Below are 1819 nucleotides of genomic sequence, written 5' to 3'. Positions count from 1 at the left end.
GGTTTAAACGACATGATAGCACCCTCCGTCAGCATTTTGATACGTCTATTATACCAAAAGAGCGGGCAAAATCGCACTGTTAACAAGGAAAAGTAGTAAACCGGTTAGGTTTTGACACCCTAACCATTTAATAAACTATCCAAAAAGGCACACGAAAGCAAGGTAAGAAAAGGGCGTGCGTTGCCCAATCTATACCTTGCCCCTTGAAAAACCACTATAATCCTAATAAAATTATGCTTTTTCACTACCTTTTTCTTTCATCTTACGATATGTTATATACTCACGATATAAAGCATCACAAACTAGATGTAAAGTAACAAATGACGTTGCTTCATGTGAGTTTTCTCGAAATAGAGTGGTAGTATGATAATAAAGATTGTACGGAGTCATTTGTGCTAAATAATTAGTTTGAAACGATGTAACAGATAAAATCGGTACCTCTCTAAAATTTAAAACTTTAATATTTTTTCCTAGTTTTCTAGTATCCCCACTTAATGAGATAATAATGACAAAATCATTTTTTGTAATCATCGGCATACTTAAATCAAATTCAACTTTGGCTGGGAGTATCAACATATGTTTCCCTACACTCATTAAGTTCCTACTTAGTTCTTTCAGTGCATTTCGCTGTGCCCATCCTGTTCCAAAACCAAAAATTCGTTCTGCTTTGTGCATTTCTTTGGCAATTTTTTCAACATCTGCTTGTTTCATTAATTTTAAAGTAGCTTCAATATCATCCTTTTGCAAATCCATTAAATTTTTACTAGGTAAGTTTCGCTTTGATGTACTTTTCATGCTGTATTTAAATTCACTAAATCCTGTGAAGCCTAACTTTTTTGTTAATCGGTGAATTGAAGATTTGGAAGTATGGCATCTTTCTGACAAATCAACAATACTTAATTTCTGGCATTCTTCTAGGTTTTCTAAAATATAGGTAATAATTGCCAAGTCATTTTCATTAAGTTGATTATGATATTGATTTATAAGTGCTTCTAAATCCATTTATATACTCCCTTTCCTTTAAGAGTAATTACCATTTTTTTTGTTTTTTCGTGTTGTTTTAATGCAACTATCGTTGCTCTATCAATTAAAATACAAAAAGGCACCTCTTCCCCCCCTCGTATAATCTGATAAAATGAAGTTCACTAAAACAAACATTCATCACTTAAGGAGTGAAAAGAGATGCCTAATCTACTTCAGATTATCATGTATTTAGTTAATAAAATCAAGTGGCAAAACAGTTTAATTCAACTTTTAAACGATTATATTACTTGGCTTGAAGATGCGGGTGATCGACCACCTAAAGGGACCGATATCACAAAGCTTGATTACAACAAATTGACCCTTGATGACCCACCGAAAGTTGTAAAGATTGAACGGGCGGACTATAAATACCTTCTAAAACAGGCCGTGGAAGCAGGTAAACCGATCAAACCTGTTCGTCGCCACAAGTCATCTTCTGAAGTTCCTGAACATGTACGTTGCGCTAAGTGTCATGCGCCCCATGACTATCTCTATAAGAATAATGGTGTGCACGGACAATATCAGTGCAAAGTCTGTTCTGCTTTATTTAATTCGAAGAATCGTTACTCTAAAGATGTCATTCTCAAATGTCCTCACTGTGAGAAGTGTCTTGAGAAGATTAAACAACGGTCTGAATTCGACATCTACAAGTGTAAAAACGACACTTGTCCTTATTATATTCAGGCGTTAAACCAGTTGAGTGAGGAGCAAAAGGAACTCTATACTGTCGCACCATACTACTTAAAGCTACGATACGTCTATCGTCAGTTTAATTTAAAACTCGAGGACATCAAGT

Annotated in this window: 1 protein-coding gene and 1 pseudogene; one reads left to right on the top strand and one right to left on the bottom strand. The window is 34.9% G+C overall.

Annotation, left to right across the window (positions count from 1 at the left end):
- Positions 1-231 precede the first annotated feature (231 nt).
- Positions 232-1002, bottom strand: coding sequence for a MurR/RpiR family transcriptional regulator (locus tag ACYQ2O_RS12125; protein WP_459771211.1), 771 nt, complete (start codon positions 1000-1002; stop codon positions 232-234).
- 180 nt (positions 1003-1182) lie between these two features.
- Between ACYQ2O_RS12125 and ACYQ2O_RS12120 the strand changes: the two are divergent.
- Positions 1183-1819, top strand: a pseudogene (locus ACYQ2O_RS12120) (hypothetical protein); the annotation flags it as partial.

The organism is Alkalibacterium sp. m-11 (assembly GCF_054658155.1).
Note: the sequence above shows the minus strand (reverse complement) of the source record. Positions and strands in the feature narration are given on the sequence as shown.